Source organism: Actinokineospora sp. NBRC 105648 (assembly GCF_030269645.1).
GTDB lineage: Bacteria > Actinomycetota > Actinomycetes > Mycobacteriales > Pseudonocardiaceae > Actinokineospora.
Genome location: NZ_BSTR01000006.1, coordinates 89,541 through 106,261, shown reverse-complemented (window position 1 = coordinate 106,261; position 16,721 = coordinate 89,541). Strand labels below are relative to the sequence as shown.

The following is a 16,721-nucleotide window of genomic DNA, read 5'->3' as shown; positions in this document are numbered from 1 at the left end:
CGTCGTCGGCCGGGTCGTGGTGGTCGTCGGCGGGGTGGTGGTCGTGGTCGTCGTCGTGGTCGGCCGGGTGGTGGTCGTCGTGGGCGGGTTGCCGTCACACGCGCGCAGGTCCGTCCAGAGCGACCGCCCCGCGACCGGGTTCCACCCAGCCCCCGGCCACGCGGTGTGCGTGACCTTGGCGCTGTAGAGCCTGCCCAGGTACGTCACCTCGGTGCCGGCGTTGTAGGTGGTGCCCTCGGCCCAGGCGGGGGCGGTACAGGGCGCGAGCGCGGCGGCGGAGTGCGGTGAGGCCTGCCCGTTGCCCGCGACCACGATCGTCGTCGCCACGGAAACGGCAATACCGGCGGCGACCGCGGCCGCCAATCTCTTGGACCTCGAAAATCTCGATGGTAAAGAAATGTTCCACATACCGTAATTATCATAAAGGGCTCAGCCCGTGTCCATACTTGCCCGTTCGCGCCAATCTCGATCTAGAAGAGCTCGCGGTGGAAGGCGACGTCACCCAGGTCATTGCCCGGAATTACCCGCAATTCACGGACATTCCCAGAATTGACGGCAATTCTGTCGACCGTCGAGAGACCCGGGTACCCGGGTCCCGCGGACGAGCCGGACCGGGCGCGCGAGAGGACGGCCCCCCGACCGGGCGCCGCGCTCAACCGCAGCCGGCCGGTGGCGCCCCCGTCACGCCACGGCGACGGGAATACACGACGTCGGGTAGCTCCGCCCGAGGTCCGAGCAGAGCTGGAGACCATCCGCCGCGGGCACCGGCCCGATCGAGACGAGGTCGGTGAACTCGGCGGGCCCGGCCTTCTGCTGGGTCACCTGACAAAGGTCTTGACGCCTGCTCAACTGCACCCGGTACGGCCGAAGCGCGGGCACAGCCGCCGCTCGGCGGTCGAGCACCATGGCGTCGTAGTCGAGGATGGTCTGACCGTGCAGCCGCAGGTCCTCCGCGGTGAGCGATTCGAGGACCAGCAACACCGTGCCCGGCTCACAGGACTCCATGCGAGGCGCGTAGGTGAGCCCCTGGGGACGACCGGGTTCCGCCGCTACCGTCTCGCGGGGTGCTTGGGCAAGCGGTTCCTTCGGCGCGCCGAAGACACCTGAGCCGAAGACACCGGCCAGGAACAGCAGCAGCCCCCACAACAGCACCACGCCGCGTCGCCGTTCCCGCTTGACACCCGACCACGCGCGGGCGCGACGCAGCAGCACGGGAATCTCACGCCAAATCCCCACTTGTTCGAGTGTGTTGTGGACAGTAGTCGCCTCCACAACACCACTCGACAGATCGGCAAAAAAGGGAACGTGCCAGACTTTGTCCGCCATCCCCCAGTGGGGTAGCAACACCTCGAGATCCAGCGCGACCACGCCACCTTGCCCTGGAATCAGATGAAACCGGGCCTCGCCGATGAAGTTGACCAGCCTGGAATCAAGCCAATCCGGATGCTCGAACCCATCGCGGTCCGGCGATGTTCGCAGAATCCCGCACAACTCGGAGTTTCCCAGGTTCTCGACGCGAACACGCATCCGATAGAGACCCGAGTTCGTCACTTTCCGCTCCGGCGGGAGCAAGACGAGGGCTATCCCGGGCTTCTCCTCGATGAGAAAGCGCCGGACATCGCTCGCCCACCACTCCTCGTTCCCCAACTCCTTGTCCGTCGCGACGACCGCCAGCTCACCACTGCCCGCGACAGGCTCGGTGGGCTTGCACAGCACCAACAAGCTGAGATGCGCACTCTCACCCGCGCCGACCTGGAAGTCCTCGACCTTCGCACCACCAGTGGCCACCTGCCACTCGAGCCCGACGGCACCGCGAACCGCGAAATCGAGACTGCGGGCACGCTGCGACGTGTTGGTGACGGTAAGGTAAAATGTCTCTCGCACGCCCGGCACAAGACGGGCCTCCCGCCTCTTGTGCCGAAGCGATAATTCGATGTCACGGTTTTGGGCGAGGGTAAATGTCACCCCTCCCTGAATGCTGCCGACCTGGAGTACCACGTGGGCGTCACCCGAGTGCTCGTTGTGCACGTTGCCCGACAACAACACCCTCCGATCACCCTCGGCAGCGCACCGCACAATAACACTGGTCTCGCGCACCAGACACCTCCAACGACGGGTCAGATTCACCGCGGCAATGGACAAATAGTGGACATCTTCCGCCTGGATGGACGAGCGGTCGCAACCGGTGGCGTGCGTTTCAACCTTCAGCCACGCGACAGACGGGAAAGGGCTGACCGCGACACCCACCTCGTCCGGAGTCGCCGCCGCACAGCCGAGCCGGTCGGCGCGAGGTTCCACGCGGGACCACCCGCCCGGTGGCTGCGCCACGGTGGCGACGGACGCGGGGAGCCGCTGGTCGATCTGCTCGGCGGTCCCGTCGACCCACAGGACCACCTCGACCACCCTCGTGATCGCGAGCACCAGGACCGTCGGCGTCTTCACCCCCGGTGCCGCGCGCCCCGCCGAGAACCGGAGTGTGATCATCGAGTTCCTGGTGGACGACGTGGACAGCGCACACCAGGACCTGCGCGGTGCCGTGGCCGATCACCTGACCGGGCCCAGCACGATGCCCTGGGGCAACCGCTCCCTCCTGTTCCGCGACCCCGACGGCAACCTGGTCAACCTCTTCACCCCAGCCGCCATCGCCAGGTTCGCCCGCTGACGGGAAAGCGGGGGGTGGCCGGTATTCGGCCACCCCCCGCTTTCCTCGCCTGTCAAAGGTCAGTTCACCGTCCAGCGCTGGAGGCTGCCGCCGGTGCTCGCCTGTTGGGTCACCAGCGCGCCATCCGATGTGGACGCTGTGGTCAGCAGTAGGCCGCTGCTCACCGAGCTGAAGGTGTAGTTGCCGTCGGACTGCTGGGTGGCTTTCCAGTGCTGGTTGGCGCCGCCGCTGCAGGTCCACTGGATGATGGCCGCGCCCGCGGTCGTGGCGCCGCCGTTGACGTCGGCGCAGAGACCGGACTCGACGTTGCGGAGTTCGTAGGAGCCGTCGGCCTGGGCGGTGAAGGTCCAGGTCTGGTTGGCGCCGCCGTTGGCGGTCCAGGTGTTCAGTTGGGTTCCCGCCGTGGTGCTGTGGCCGGGGACGTCCAGTGCCTTGCCGCCCACCGCGATGCTGTGGTTGCCGCCGAGTCCGGCGGTGCCGACCGCGGTGATGGCCAGGGTCTGCTGGGCGGCCGTGCGGCCGCCGCCGACCGGGTTTCCGGTGCTGTCGGTCCAGTGGCGGGTGGGGGTTGTCTCGACGAGCCTGCCGGAGGTCGCGGACAGGCCGAGCACCAGGCCGCTGTACCGGTTGACGAGCCGGTGGCCGGAGCCGCTCCGGACGATGAACCACTGCTGCCCCACGGTCGGACCACCGGTGCCCGCCGCGGTCACGGTCGGCGCGGTGCCCCAAGCCCGGGTGCCCACTGTGGACGAATCCACCCCGAGGAGCTGGCCGGTGGCGGCGTTGGTGATCCGGTAGGAGCCGTCGCCGTTGCCGGCGAACGACCACGCCTGCGAGGTGGAGCCGTTGCCCGAGGCGACCGAGGTGGTGGCCGAGCCGCCGGAGACCTGGGCGAGGACGCGGCCGTCGCCGTTGGCGATCTTGTAGGTCTTGGCCGGGTCGAACGGGGCGGCCGGGCGCGTGGCGTTGTCGACCGACACGTTGATGTACTCACCGGAAGCGTCGCCGGAGCAACCGAAGGAGCAGTAGGCGCGGAAGTTCTTGCCGACGATGGTGGAGTTGGTCTTGTTCACGCCGTCGACGAACCAGCGGTACCACGACGCCGTGTGGTAGCTGCCCGTGCCGCCGATCGCGTACCACTTCTGGGAGGCGAGGTCGTCGGTGGCGTAGTACTGCTGGGGCGCGTTGCCGCTCTGGTCGACCGCCTGCGGCTCACCGAGGTAGAGGCCCAGGTAGGCGTTGTAGGTGATGTCCATGACGAACAGCGGCGAGGTCGCGGGCATGGTGCCCGCCGCGATCTGCTGGTCGGCGGTGCCGGTGTTGGCGGGGTTGTACTCCTTGGCCGCGGGCGTGTAACCGTTGGGGTTGCCCGAGGACACCGGGACCAGGTTGCTCTCCTTGCCGCCGATGCCCGGCTGCGCCCAGCCGCCGTCGTACCACTTCTGCCAGGAGCCCGCGGCCATCTTCGACGAGATCGGCGCCCGCGCCACCCGGGAGTAGAACGCCTTCCAGCCACCGCTCTTGTCCACCACGCGCGAGCCGTAGTAGACGTAGAAGTAGCCCGATGCGGTGTCCACGTAGAGGCGCTGGTCGCCGTCGCCGTAGTAGTACGTCTGGTTCGGGAACGCCGTGGTGTCACCGCGTTTGGTGCTGTACGGCGAGGTGATCACGTGCGACTTGATCGCCCAGGTCTTGCCCTGGTTGGTGGAGACGGCGTAGTCGATGGCGTCGTAGTGCAGGCCGTCGCCGAACGGGTTGGGCGTGAACTCGTTGTGCACCAGGCCGTACCAGTCGCCGGTGTCCGGGTCGACCCAGGTCCCGATGAGGTCGCAGAAGTTCTTGTGCGCGTAGCTCGACCCCGAGGGCGGCGCGGCGGCCTCCTTCCCAGTCGGGCTGTTGTTGCAGCGCCAGGTGGTGTCGTTGTTCTTGTCGCTGGAGTTGGCCGGGTTCACCGCGTCGCTGATCGCGCTCGACCTGGTGGCGTTGTCGAAGTTGGTACCGGTGTAGAAGTCCCACCGCCGCGGGTCGCTCGCGCCGTAGAGGGCCAAGGACTGCTGGAAGTAGAACGTGCCGTCCTTGTCGATGTACGGGCTGGCGGGGGCGTCGGTCGGGTAGGACCAGGACCCCTTCGACCCGACCGAGACGGTGTAGCCGCCGGTGGGCGGGGCGGCCTCGACCGGGCCCGCGGTCAGCGCGCCGCCGGTCAGCACGGCGACGACGGCCGCCACGGCGGCGGCGCGCCTGCCGCGTCGAGCGGGTGGGGGTTCGCAGGTGGCAGGGTGCATCGGGACTCCTCAGTCGGTCGCGCGGGCCCGTCGCCGGGATCCGCTCGCGACGGCGCGGGCTCACGGGAGATGGCGGTTGTCAGCGCACCCGGGTGCGCCGCACACCGACCGCTCGGGCCACCGGCCCGCCGGGACATCCGGTCGGCGCGTGCACAACATCGTGCAGCCAATTGCACGAAGTTGCAAGAGATCACCCAACATTCACCATAACCGCGCAGCCGGATGATCATCCGGCGAGGGTTGACGTGACCGCGCTCACCTGTCACCGTTTCTTTCATTAATGCTCGAAGTTGCCACCTTTCGAGCACATTGACGCAGTACGCACCTTGGGAGCGCGCATGGCGAGGCAGCACGTGGCGTTCGGTTTCGGGTACGCGGTCCTGGCGGTGATCACGGCGGTGACGGTGCTGGACAGCGGGCCGCCCGCGATCGCGGACCCGATCGCCGCCAACACCTCCACCGCGATCGGCGTCAAGCCGATGATGGGCTTCAACAACTGGGCCAGGTTCACCTGCGCCGCCCAGGCGAGGCTCGACGGGACCCGCACCGGGTACTCGTTCCAGCAGTTCATGCAGGACCAGGCCAAGGCCATGAAGGACACCGGGCTGGTCGCGGCCGGCTACACCAACCTCACCGTCGACGACTGCTGGATGCAGCGCACCAGCGCGGGTTACCTGCACGGCGCGGCGAACTGGGGCGGCAGCTCGCAGCCCGGGTTCGACTGGGAGCTGACCGACTACGCCGACTACGTCCACTCCCAGGGCATGGAGACCGGGCTCTACAGCACGTCCGGCGTCAACACCTGCCAGGGCGTGCCCGGCGGCGTGCAGGGCCACGAGCAGGCCGACGCGAACTCGCTGGCCTACTGGGGCGTCGACTCGCTCAAGCTGGACAACTGCGGCACGACGTTCGACAACCGGCAGCAGGAGTTCACCGCCACGGCCAGGGCGCTCGGCGCGGCGACGGCCAACAACCCGCGCAAGATCCTTTTCAACGAGTCCGCGCCCGCGGGCGCTTCGCCCGCGCAGGCGGAGAAGTACCGCACGATGGACTGGGTGCGCGGTCTCGGCCAGATGTGGCGGGTGAGCCCGGACATCGCCGTGTGGCACGCGAACCCGGCCTCGGCGTGGGACTGGCAGCACGGCGCCGACTACTACGAGGGCGGCGTCCTGCAGAACCTCACCGACACCGTCGCCCTCGCCCGCTACAACGGCCCCGGCAACCACAACGACGCCGACATGCTGCTGATCGGCGACAACAACCAGCTCACCATCGCCGAGCAGCGCAGCCAGTTCGCGCTGTGGTCGGCGATGGGCTCGCCGCTGATGATCAGCACCGACGTCCGCAGGATGGCGGCCGACCCCACCGCGTACGCGACCCAGCTGGGCATCCTGAAGAACGCCGACATCATCGCCGTGGACCAGGACACCACCGCGGGCGGCTACCTGGCCTCGCGGTCGCCGGGCGTGGACGTGGTCGTCAAGCCGCTCGCGAACGGCGCCCGCGCGGTGACGGTCCTGAACAAGGGCACCAGCAGCACCAACTACACCATCGACCTGGCGCGGGTCGGGTTCGGGAACCTCACCTGCGCCCGGTCGGCCAAGAACCTGTGGACGCACACCACGAGCCAGGTGACGGCCTCGATCACCACGACCATCCCCGCGCACGACAACGCGATGTACACGATCGCCGCGGGCAACTGCGGCGCGGCGCTCCCGGTCGGTCAGATCCAGGCCGCCCAGCCCGGTTTCCAGGCCGCCGCCTTCTGCCTGGACGCCCACGGCGGCGCCACCGCGGGTGCCTCGGTCGGCCTGTACGGCTGCACCGGCAACAACAACCAGCAGTGGCAGCGCAAGGCGAACGGCCAGATCGCGTCGCTGGCCAACACCGGCCTGTGCGTCTCCGGCGAGACCACGGGCCTGAAACTGGCCGCCTGCAACGCGAATGACGCGAAGCAGACGTGGACCTACAACCGCGCGGGCCAGCTCAAGGCGAACGGGCTGTGCGCCGACATCGCGGGCGGCGCCCTGGACAACGTGAACGCGACCGTGGCCACCTACAGCTGCGGCAGCTACCAACCGAACCAGACGTGGAGCGCTCCCTTCAGCACCCCACCGGCTGCCTGACCCCTGGTTCGTCGGCGGGCGCACGGTCTCGCGACCGTGCGCCCGCCCCGTCACATGTGGACGTCGTGCCGGGAGGGGGCGTTCTGCTTCCGGCGGACCTTGACGACGTACTCCTCGACCGTGCGGCGGGAGATGAACAGCGCCTGGGCGATCTCGCGGTTGGTGTGACCGCCCGCCAACAGGCGGGCGACGTCCTGTTCGCGCGGGGACAGCTCGCTGCCGTAGCCGCGCCTGCCCCGGCGTGACGGGGTGGCCGCGCCGGTGCCGCGGATGCGGTGGCGGCAGCGGGCGGCGTCCACAGTGGCCCCCAGCGAGTCGTAGGTCTGGGCCAGCGCGTCGAACACCGCGAGGTCGGCGGGGGTCTCGCCCTCGGCCTGCTCGGCGAGCTGGGTGGCCCGGTAGGTCAGGCCCAGGCCCCGGTGCAGGTCGATCGCCTCCCGGTAGAGCTGGTCGGTCTCGTCTTGGTCGCCCGCCGTCGCGGCCAGTCTCGCCTGGCAGGCGGTCAGCGCGGCTCGGGCCAGTGGGGCGTCGACACCGCCCAGACCGGCGGCCGTCTCGGCGATGAGCAGCCGGGCGGCGTCGACCCGGCCATCGGCCAGGTAGCAGTCGACGGCCTGGGGCAGGATGTCGCCCGACCACACCCACGCGCCCTTGCGCCGCAGTGTCGCCACGCCGCGCTCCACGTGCTCGGCCGCCGCGGCGGTCTCGCCCCGGCTGAGCAGCATGCCCGCCATCCCGCCTGCCGCCGAGATGCCCGCCGGGTAGGACCCCTCCGCCGCCCGGAAGGCCCCCTTGGCCCGGACCCAGTCGCCGCGGGCCGCCGCCAGCCAGCCGCGGGTGAGGTTCAGGTGGCTGGTCAGCAGCAGGTTCGCGTACGTCCCGGCCAGGCGGTCGATCCGCTGCTCCAGCCCCGACCACCGGCCGCTGAACCAGTCCAGCCGGACCGCGGTCTCCTCGGCCGTGCCGACGACGTAGGAGGCGGCGACCCGCTCGGCCAGGGACGTCCCGACCCGCAGGAACTCCCGCGCCCGCGCGTAGTGCCCGATCCACGAGCAGGCGTCCGCCAGGTTGCAGTACGCCCGGGCGAGGTTGTGCACGTCGTCCGGGTCGCGCACCTCCGCGGGCGAGGGCAGCTCGGCGATGCGCTCCCAGGTGCTCGGGTCGCCGACGATGAGCCGCCCGCCGAGCGTCGTGGCGAGCATGGCGGTGCGCAGGGCCTGGGTGGGCAGGTGGTCGAGGATCCCCTCCACCCGGTCGAGGGAGACCTGCTGCTCGGCGATGGACGCGCTGCCCAGGTACGGCCCGGCCATGGCCGCCATCCCGCGCACGGCGCGTTCCGGCTGGTCGCCGAGCAGGTCGATGGCGTGCGCGATCTCCTCGGCGCCGCGGTCGACCTCCCCTGCCTCGCGCTGCAGCAGCAGCCCGAACCACAGGTGCACCTCACCCCGGACGTCCGGCGTCAGCCGCGGGTCCGACAGCAGGGCCTCGACCCGCGCGGTCACCTCGCCGCCGGGCAGTCCGGTCAGGGCGTAGCCGCACAGCTTGGTGGCCAGCCGGTTCGCGTCCTCGGCGCTGATCTCCGGGTCGACCAGCACCTCGGAGAGCAGGTGGACCGCGGCGGGCACGTCCTTGGCCTCCTCCGCGGCCTCGGCGGCGAGCTCGCTGTACCGCAGCCACTCGTCGGTCATGCCCGCCGCCTTGGCGTGCGCGGAAAGCCGGACAACGGGTTGGTTGTCCAGCGCCGACAGCACCGCCACGGCGCGTTCGTGCAGCTCCCACCGGCGGGGACCGGGCAGCGAAGCGCACACCGCGCGCCTGGCGATGTTGTGCCGGAAGCCGTACCTGTTCGCCGCCTCCTCCACGAGCACACCGGACTCCACCAGTGCGGTCAGGTGCTCCGTTCCCGCGTCCCCCGCGAGGGCGCCCAGGACGGCGATCGTCTCCGGCACGCCCAGCACGGCGGCGGCCTCGGCGATGGACCGGGCGGCGGCGGGCAGGGCCGCCATCCGGTCCCTGATCGTGTCCGCCACCAAGACCGGCACGTCGATCCCGTCGAGTACCCGCCGGGCGAGGTCGTCTTCGGCGCGCACGTCGCGCACCGGGTCGCGCAGCGATCGAACCGTCTCCTCGACGACGAACGGGATCCCCGCCGTCTCGCGCAGGAGGAGCTCGGCGAACCGCTCCGAGGTCACCTCGGCCCCCACGAGGGCGTCGACCATGGCGCGCACCTGCGCCGCGCCGAGGGGGCGCAGGACCAGGTCGACCCCGTGCGGGACGTGGAAGGCGCGGCCGAGCGGGGCCCCGGTCGGCAGGTCCTCGCGGCGGTAGGTCGCCACGACCGACAGGCCAGGCGGCGGGTTCCCCAGCACGAACCGCAGCACCCGGCGGGTCTCCTCGTCCGCCCAGTGCAGGTCCTCGAGCACGAGCACGGTCGGCCCCAGGGCGCCGAGCAGGTCGCGCACGGCACGGAAGAGCCGGTGCCGTTCGGCGTCGGGATCGCCGAGGGGGCCCGGCGCGGGCGGCAGCCGGTCGGCGAGTTCGGGCAGGTGGTCGCGCAGCGCGCCGGTCACCGGGCCGGGGTCGCGCAGCTGGTCGGCGCACTGGCTGAGGCAGTCCAGCAGGACCCCGTACGGGAACGGCTCGGCCAACGGCTGGCACGAGCCCATGACCACACGCGCGGGCCCGCCGCGGGCGGCCGCGGCGAACTCGGTGACCAGTCTGGTCTTGCCAACCCCGGCCTGGCCCTCGACGAAGACGGCCGACGGCGGGCACCGCACCGCGTCGAGCAGGGCGGCCAGTTCCGCGTCGCGGCCGATCATCGGCAACGCGCCGGACCGGACCTGGAGGGGACTCGCGCGACCCTCAGCCATGCTCGCTCCTGTCGGTGACCCACCCGCGGGGAATTCCCGACAGGGTAGGTCCGCGAGCGGGCGGGCGTAACCCCGCTCCGCACGGCACCGCGCCCGTGACCGATCCCGTACCCATACGGGTCGGCACCACACTTGTTCGCCGATCGCCCAGGCCGAAGGGTGAATCCCGAGCGGCCCGATGTCCCAAACCCCCTGCCGACGGCCGCTCGAACGCACGATGGAGGAATCGATGCAAGAGCGCAGAAGTCGATGGTTGTCGAGCGGGTTCGCCGTCGCGGTGACCGCCGCCGCCGCCGTGACGACCGCGGGTGTGGCCGTGGCGCAGCAGGCGGAAGCAGCCGTCGTCCAAGCCCAGCACCCCTACGCCGGGCAGTACATCGTGGTGCTCAAGGCCGGTGCCGGCGCCGCGGCCGGCGGCCAGGCCGCGGCGCTCACCCAGCGCTACGGCGGCCAGGTGACCGACACGTACTCGGTCACGCTGAACGGTTTCTCGGTCCGCTCGCTCTCCGAGCAGCAGGCGCGGCGGCTGGCGGCCGACCCGTCGGTCAAGTCGGTGCACCAGGACGGCACGACCAGGGCGACCGCCGAGCAGCCGAACCCGCCGTCGTGGGGCCTGGACCAGATCGACCAGCGCACCACCACCCTGGACAGCAAGTACACCTACCCGAACTCCGGTGAGGGCGTGACCGCCTACACCATCGACTCCGGGGTGTACGCCGCGCACACGGAGTTCGAGGGCCGGGCGAGCTACGGGTACGACTTCCTCGACAACGACACCGACGCGAGCGACTGCTACTTCCACGGCACGCACGTGGCCGGGACGATCGCGGGCAAGACGGTCGGCGTGGCGAAGAAGGCCAAGATCGTGGCCGTGCGGTCGCTGGACTGCAAGGGCTCCGGCCCGGACTCGGCCACCGTCAGCGCCATGGAGTGGGTCGCCAAGAACGCGGTGAAGCCCGCCGTGGTGAACATGAGCCTGGGCATGGACACCGTGGGTGTCGGTGACGAGCAGGCCAAGGCCATGGTGGCCAAGGGGATCGTGGTCGTGGTCTCCGCGGGCAACGCGGGCCAGGACGCGTGCGGGGTCAGCCCGGCCCGCGTCCCGGAGGTGATCACCGTCGGGTGGTTCAACAAGGACCGCACCCGCGGCGGGAACTACGGCACCTGCGTGGACCTGTTCGCACCCGGCGGCAACATCTACTCCAGCGACCAGACCGGGAAGTACCGCAACTCCAGCGGCACGTCCATGGCCGCCCCGCACGTGGTGGGCGCCGCCGCGATGTACCTGTCGGCGAACCCCAGCGCCACCCCGGCGCAGGTCAGCGACGCGCTGGTGCGCAGCGCCTCCCCGGACCTGGTCAGCAACCCCGGGACCGGCTCGCCCAACAAGCTGCTCTACGTCGGCGACATCGGCGGCGGGACGCCGCCGTCGAAGTGCGGGGTCAAGGCCAACGAGGAGGACGTGGCCATCCCCGACGCGGGCGCCGCGGTGGGCAGCTCGGTGAGCCAGGACTCCTGCTCGGGCAAGGCATCGGCCGCGCTCGCGGTCCGGGTGGACATCGACCACGGCTACACCGGTGACCTCGCTGTCGACCTGGTCGGCCCGAGCGGGACGTCCTACCCGCTCAAGAAGTCCGGCGGCGTGGGCGAATCCGGTGGCGTGCACCAGAACTTCACCGTGGACGCCTCGCGCGAGGACGCCAACGGCACCTGGAAGCTCGCGGTCCGCGACGTCTACCAGTTCGACACCGGCACCCTCACCGGCTGGTCGATCACGTTCTGACCGGACTGTCCCAAGTCCGGTGAACCCTGCCATTGAAGGAGAACGATGAGGAAACGACACCTCGCCGCCGCCGTGACCCTGGCGCTGGCCGCGGTGACCGTGGCGATCACGACCAGCGCCGGTGCCGCCCAGCCCGACCGGATCAGCATCGCCGCGAACCCGACCGCCGACCTGCGCGGACCGGACGCGAGCGCGCAGATCGTCAACGGGACCAAGACCACCGTCAAGGAGAACCCGTTCATCATCGCGGGCATGCGCGTCGGGGGCGGCGGCCCGCAGGGGCAGTCCTGCACCGCCTCCGTGGTCGGCAAGCGCAAGATCATCACCGCCGCGCACTGCATGATCGACGCGGTCGGCGACAAGAGCTACATCTACGGTGACGACGACCTGAACTCCCCGGGCGACGAGACCTTCCGCACCAAGGTGGCCTCGTTCAAGACCCACCCCAACTACACCGGCAACGGCGGCTGGAAGACCGGCTGGGACGTCGCGGTGGTCACCACCGCCGACGACCTCCCGGTGCCGGAGGCCCAGTGGGCCAAGGTGGCCGGGTCGGGCGACACCGCGCTGAGCGCGCCGGGCAAGTCCGCCCTGTCCCTCGGCTACGGCAAGACCTCGTCCAGCGGTGGCTCCGGCGAGCTGCGCAAGACCACGCTGCCGATCAACGACCCGTCCGGCTGCAACGTGTTCGACATCAAGGTCAACGGCGACCTGATGGTGTGCTCGGGCTACAACGACGGGCGCACGGCGAACTGCTCCGGCGACAGCGGTGGCCCGCTCATCGTGGACGGCGTGATCATCGGCGTCTCCTCGTGGGGCTCCAGCAAGTGCGACCGGTACAGCATCTTCGGCAGGCTGACCAACGCGATGGGCGACTGGGCCAAGACCGAGATCGGCGGCGGCACCCCGCCGACCGACGGCACGTTCGCGGTCGCCCTGTCCCCGGCCACCGGCAAGGTGGACGCGGGCAAGTACGTCTCCACCAGCGTCACCACCAAGGCCGGTGACCAGGGCGCGGAGAAGCTGGAGCTGAGCGCGTCCGGTATGCCCACCGGGGCGACCGCCACCTTCCAGCCCACCTCGGTCAACTCCGGCGACGTGGCCAAGCTGACCCTGCAGACCTCGGCGACCACCCCGAACGGCACCTACAAGGTCACCGTGACGGCCAAGGGGACCTCCGGGTCCAAGACCGCCGAGTACACCCTCACCGTCGGCGGCGGCACCCCGCCCACCGACGGCCCCAAGCCGTCCGTGTCCCCGAACGCGGGCACCGTCGGCCCCGGCGGCTACGTCAACCCGACGGTCACCGTCACCGGCGGCACCGGCACCATCAAGCTCACCGGCACCGGTGGCCTGTCCGCGCCGTCGTTCTCGCCGCCGACCATCAAGCCCGGCGGCACCTCGCGGATGACGGTCGCGGGTCCGTACCAGCGCGGCACCTACAAGGTGACCATCACGGCGACGGACAGCGCGGGCAAGACCGGCACGACTGAGTACACCATCACGGTGCGCTAGTTTCCCGAGACGCTCCTCGCAGGGAGCCCGTGGAGCCAGTGACCGCCTCGGCGGCACTGGCTCCACGGCTGTCTTGGGGAAGGCGGGGCAGGCTCAGGTGAGGGTCACGCAGACGTAGCCGTAGTCGGCCCAGTACGACGGTGTGACCTTGAACCACGCCGTGCCGCACACGGACGGGGCCGTGCCGCCCCAGTTCTGGTTGAGGGTGACGGTGAAACCGGTGGACGAGGGCGAGTCCTGGTTGCTGGTGTTGAAGGTGGGGCCGGCCAACTGGAAGTGCCCGTAGAACGGCGTACAGTTGTTGTCCACACTGGCTGAGGTCACGTACCAGCTGACTGGGCCCGTGCGGGTGGCGTCCACCGAAACCCGCACGCAGCGGTTCGCCGCTACGCTAGTGGCGCTCGCGGCAGGCGCGCCGACGACCGATAACCCCGCCACGGACAGGACCGCGCACGCCCCCGCCGCAATCTTTCGCACAATGGACACGACTCCACGCCTTTCGATGCGGGGCGACCGAGAGCGCGAAACGCGACACCCCGCCGGATTCCCCTATCCGCGATGCGTCGAATTCGACGCTCGGAAGAGCGTATCGCCGCGGGTCCGGATCGTCTCTACTCTTTCCGGGCGCACCTGATCTCCGCAAATGAGGTAAGAGCGCCGATTTCGAGCGATCGCGAGGAGTTATCTCCACCGTCTACAGTGTCGCCGCCGGATTCGATCGTCCCGGTGAGAGGTATTGGCGACGAGTGACTCGCGCATCGAGACATCCGCGATTCCCGCCTCGGGCGACGCACCTTTTGTCACCGGTCATTGTGGTCTCGGCCACCTCGGGAACCAGGACGGACTGGCGCACGACCACTGCGTCAGATTCCCCTTCCCGCGTGAGGTGTTCGATGTCCGCTCCCCCAGTTGACGATGTGATTCCCACCAAGGCGCCGGTGGCCGAACGGTGGTCGGTGGTGCCGCTGCTACGCCGGTTGCACTTCTACGCGGGCGTGTTCGTCGCGCCGTTCCTCGTCGTGGCCGCGGCGACGGGTCTGCTGTACTCGCTCGCGCCGCAGATCGACGACGTGCTCTACGGCGACGTCCTCACCGCGTCCACCACCGCGGGCACGCCCCGGCCGTTGGCCGAACAGGTGGCCGCCGCCCAGGCGGCGCTACCCGAGGGCACGGTCACCTCGGTCTCAGTGCCCGAGGACCCCGAACTCGCGACGCGGGTGGTGTTCACGGCGCCCGGGCTGCCGGAAGAGCACTCGAAGGCGGTGTTCGTCGACCCCTACACCGCTCGCGTCCAAGGCCAGTTGACCACCTGGTTCGGGTCGACACCGGCCGCGACCTGGCTCGACGAGCTGCACCGGGACCTGCACCTCGGTGAGACGGGTTCGCTCTACTCGGAGATGGCCGCGAGTTGGCTGTGGGTGATCGCGCTGGGCGGTGTGGTCCTGTGGCTCGTCCGCCAACGCACCGCGCGCAGGCGCGTCCGGGCGGTGGTGCTGCCGGACACCAAGAGCAAGGGGGTGCGCCGGACCCGTTCGTTCCACGCCAGCCTCGGCGTGTGGACGTTGGCAGGCGCGCTGTTCCTGTCCGCCACCGGTTTGACCTGGTCCACCTACGCAGGCGACAACTTCGCCGCGGCGCTGGTGGCGCTGAACGCCAAGGCCCCTGTCCTGGACACCGCGTTGCCCGGCACGTCCTCGACCGCGTCGGGCGAACACGCCGAACACGGCGGTGGGACCTCGGGCGGAGCCACTGCCGTGGCTCCGGCGACCTTCGACCGCGTGCTCGACTCGGCGCGCGCCGCGGGGCTCGACGGACCGATCGACATCGGCGTGGCGAGCGAGCCGGGCACCGCGTGGACCGCCGCGCAGGCCGACAACACGTGGCCGATCCGCCTGGACAAGGTCGCGGTCGACCCCACCACGGCGGCCGTCACCGCCCGCACCGATTGGGGCGACCGGCCGCTGCTGGCGAAACTGTCTTCACTGGGTATCCAGGCCCACATGGGTGTGCTGTTCGGCCTGGCCAACCAGATCGCGCTGTTCCTGCTGGCCGCGGCGATCCTCACGCTCGTCGTGCTCGGCTACCGCATGTGGTGGCAACGCCGCCCCACGCGCGCCGACCGCCGCGCGTCGGTCGGCGCACCTCCGCGCCGGGGAGCGTGGCGGCAGCTCCCGCTGTGGGCGCTCGTCCCCGCCCCGCTGGTGCTGATCGCGATCGGCTGGGCGATGCCGGTCCTGGGCGTGAGCCTGCTCGCCTTCCTGGTGCTGGACGGCCTGATCGGCCTGTGGCGCAAGCGGACCGCGAGCCCCGCGGGCTCGTGACCGGGTCCCGCTCCGGGTGTGCTCAGCATTGAACACACCCGGGGCGGGCGGACACCGGGTCGGTGGTGCGTGACCGATCCGGCGTGGCACGGGCCGATCAAGCCGCCTCGTGGTGGCCGGTCGGTCGGAGGTGTCCCTTGCCCCGGCCGCGCGCGGGCGCCGGTTCACCGGTGGACCCGGTGGGTGCGTCGGTGTGCGAGTCGGTGTCGCGCAGCGCCGTGCTGTCCGGCGCGGGGCGCTCGCGTGCGGCGCGGCTGACCAGGACCAGCAGCACCAGCCCCACCAGCAACGGCGCGTGGGAGGCGACCCGCGACACCGTGGCGGTGCCCTGGGCGAGGTCGTGGACGGACAGGCCGACCAGCAGGGCGACGAACCCGGCGAGGGTCGGCAGCAGGCCCGCCGCCCTGGTGACCGACACGGCGGCGAACAGCAGGCCGACGCCGAGGGCCAGGTTCCAGGCCGCGCCCTCGTTGAAGACATGACCGGCGATGCCGCCGGTGTGCCCCGCGTGGTCGCCACCGGTCGCCCCGGAGAGGAGTTGGGCCAGGGCGATCCACAGCTGGGTGAGCGCCACGACCGCCAACGCGAGCCTGGGCACCAGCGCAACCGGGCGCGGACGGCGGGCGAGGACGGCTTCGACGAGGTCGGGCCCGGGATCGGCGGGGCGCACCCGGATCAGCCTGGTGGCGGCCGTCGCCCGGACCTGCCACTCGACGCAGGCCGGGCAGCGCGCGAGGTGCGCGTCGGTGTCGCCGGCCGGCACGGGCTCGGTCTCGCCGTCGAGCCGGGCGGAGAGGGCCTCACGGCAGGTTGTGCAGTCCACATCCCACTAGTCGCTCCACGCGGCCAATCGGTTCCCACACCCAGGCAGCCACTCCACCCGGCCGCGGCTCCCACGCCCGAATAGTCGCCGTGCCCGGCGGATCAGTTCCCACTCTCAGGTAGCCACTCCACCCAGCCGATCGGCTCCCACACCCAGGCAGCCACTCCACGCAGCCGATCGGCTCCCACACCCAGGCAGCCACTCCACCCAGCCGATCGGCTCCCACACCCAGGCAGCCACTCCACCCAGCCGATCGGCTCCCACACCCAGGCAGCCACTCCACCCAGCCGATCGGCTCCCACACCCAGGCAGCCACTCCACCCAGCCGATCGGCTC

10 protein-coding genes and 1 pseudogene are annotated in these 16,721 nt (G+C 70.7%); 5 read left to right on the top strand and 6 right to left on the bottom strand.

All coding sequences use genetic code 11. The features are described from left to right. Positions 1 to 126: 126 nt before the first annotated feature. Both QSK30_RS36810 and QSK30_RS08125 read right to left on the bottom strand, forming a co-directional pair. Positions 127 to 408, bottom strand: a pseudogene (locus QSK30_RS36810) (carbohydrate-binding protein); the annotation flags it as partial. Between the two features lie 273 nt (positions 409 to 681). Then, a complete protein-coding gene (locus QSK30_RS08125) occupies positions 682 to 2,403 on the bottom strand; it encodes a COG1470 family protein (RefSeq protein ID WP_285500921.1) in 1,722 nt (573 codons plus the stop codon). A 4-nt stretch (positions 2,404 to 2,407) separates the two neighbouring features. On the opposite strand from QSK30_RS08125, the gene QSK30_RS08120 reads away from it, so the two are divergent. After that, positions 2,408 to 2,662 (top strand): VOC family protein, encoded by a 255-nt coding sequence (locus QSK30_RS08120; protein ID WP_285500920.1) that lies wholly within the window; start codon positions 2,408 to 2,410, stop codon positions 2,660 to 2,662. 59 nt (positions 2,663 to 2,721) lie between these two features. Here the strand turns inward: QSK30_RS08120 and QSK30_RS08115 are convergent, their stop codons facing one another. Continuing rightward, positions 2,722 to 4,947, bottom strand: a complete 2,226-nt coding sequence (locus QSK30_RS08115; RefSeq protein WP_285500918.1) for an RICIN domain-containing protein — start codon at positions 4,945 to 4,947, stop codon at positions 2,722 to 2,724. A 338-nt stretch (positions 4,948 to 5,285) separates the two neighbouring features. Between QSK30_RS08115 and QSK30_RS08110 the strand changes: the two genes are divergently transcribed. After that, the gene (locus QSK30_RS08110; protein ID WP_285500916.1) at positions 5,286 to 7,073 is read left to right on the top strand and encodes a ricin-type beta-trefoil lectin domain protein; all 1,788 of its coding nucleotides are present in this window, start codon (positions 5,286 to 5,288) and stop codon (positions 7,071 to 7,073) included. A 50-nt stretch (positions 7,074 to 7,123) separates the two neighbouring features. On the opposite strand, the gene QSK30_RS08105 is transcribed toward QSK30_RS08110, so the two are convergent. Then, positions 7,124 to 9,943: an ATP-binding protein gene (locus QSK30_RS08105; RefSeq protein ID WP_285500914.1), complete on the bottom strand. Its 2,820-nt coding sequence runs from the start codon at positions 9,941 to 9,943 to the stop codon at positions 7,124 to 7,126. 229 nt (positions 9,944 to 10,172) lie between these two features. Here QSK30_RS08105 and QSK30_RS08100 point away from each other — a divergent pair, with 229 nt between their 5' ends. Both QSK30_RS08100 and QSK30_RS08095 read left to right on the top strand, forming a co-directional pair. Next, entirely contained in the window at positions 10,173 to 11,726 is a 1,554-nt protein-coding gene (locus QSK30_RS08100; RefSeq protein WP_285500912.1) for a S8 family serine peptidase, read from the top strand. Between the two features lie 45 nt (positions 11,727 to 11,771). After that, positions 11,772 to 13,241 (top strand): trypsin-like serine protease, encoded by a 1,470-nt coding sequence (locus tag QSK30_RS08095; RefSeq protein WP_285500910.1) that lies wholly within the window; start codon positions 11,772 to 11,774, stop codon positions 13,239 to 13,241. A 93-nt stretch (positions 13,242 to 13,334) separates the two neighbouring features. Here the strand turns inward: QSK30_RS08095 and QSK30_RS08090 are convergent, their stop codons facing one another. Beyond that, complete coding sequence (locus QSK30_RS08090; protein WP_285500908.1) at positions 13,335 to 13,565, bottom strand: hypothetical protein; 231 nt, start codon at positions 13,563 to 13,565, stop codon at positions 13,335 to 13,337. Positions 13,566 to 14,134: 569 nt separating this feature from the next. On the opposite strand from QSK30_RS08090, the gene QSK30_RS08085 reads away from it, so the two are divergent. Beyond that, positions 14,135 to 15,562, top strand: coding sequence for a PepSY-associated TM helix domain-containing protein (locus QSK30_RS08085; RefSeq protein ID WP_285500906.1), 1,428 nt, complete (start codon positions 14,135 to 14,137; stop codon positions 15,560 to 15,562). 97 nt (positions 15,563 to 15,659) lie between these two features. Here QSK30_RS08085 and QSK30_RS08080 read toward each other — a convergent pair whose 3' ends face one another. Further along, entirely contained in the window at positions 15,660 to 16,385 is a 726-nt protein-coding gene (locus tag QSK30_RS08080; RefSeq protein WP_285500904.1) for a zf-HC2 domain-containing protein, read from the bottom strand. Positions 16,386 to 16,721: the final 336 nt, after the last annotated feature.